Source organism: Methylobacterium sp. WL116 (assembly GCF_008039455.1).
Classification (GTDB): Bacteria; Pseudomonadota; Alphaproteobacteria; order Rhizobiales; family Beijerinckiaceae; genus Methylobacterium.
Map to the genome: position 1 here is coordinate 1 of NZ_VRUV01001036.1, position 681 is coordinate 681.

The 681-nt window shown below is 75.3% G+C and carries 1 protein-coding gene; it reads left to right on the forward strand.

Annotated elements, in window-relative coordinates; genetic code table 11:
• A partial coding sequence (locus tag FV223_RS29260) for a hypothetical protein (RefSeq protein ID WP_348644840.1) occupies window positions 1-470 on the forward strand: 470 nt, incomplete at its 5' end.
• Window positions 471-681: the final 211 nt, after the last annotated feature.

The window sequence follows — 681 nt, forward strand, 5'->3', positions numbered from 1 at the left end:
TTCTGACAGCGGCCCTCGGCCTCGCCTCGCTCGCGGGCGCCCAGGCGCAGCCGGCGGACCTCTCCGACGCGCGGGCGATGGCGCTGGTGCGCGGGCACCGCACGCAGGGCTTCGTCACCGTCGGCCAGAGCCTCGCCTATGCCGAGCGGGCCCGGCCAGACAGCTTTCGGCTGGCGCCCGCCCGGGTCGAGCGACGCGCGGGCGAGCCGTTCACCCGCGTCCGCATCTGCTACTGGCTCCGCCCTGCCGGGCGCCCGGCCGAGCCGGATTGCGGGATCGACTACCTCGTCACCGACGGGCCGCCCCATGTCGAGGTCGCCGAGGCCTTCGGCGGCCTCGGCCGCGAGCTGGAAGCCGGCCGCGAGCGCTTCGTGCGCGCCCTCGACCGGGAGCTCGATCTCCGGCGCGATCCGGCCGCCAAGGCGCTCGGGGATGCGCTCGCGCCCTACGATCCCTACGACCGCCGATAGGGCTGCGGCTGCGGCTGAGCTTGCCGATGGGGGTTCGGATCGCACGGCGTCGAACGTCTTCGAATGGGTCGTGGCCAGCGCCGCGCGGCTCCCTCTGGGGGAAGGGACTCCCGCTTCGACCCGGCCCCTTGGAGGGATCTGCGACGCCGGTCGCTAATGAGGCGCGAGGGCTTTGCGGCCCGGGCGTGCGACCGGCCCAGCGGCGTCCGGC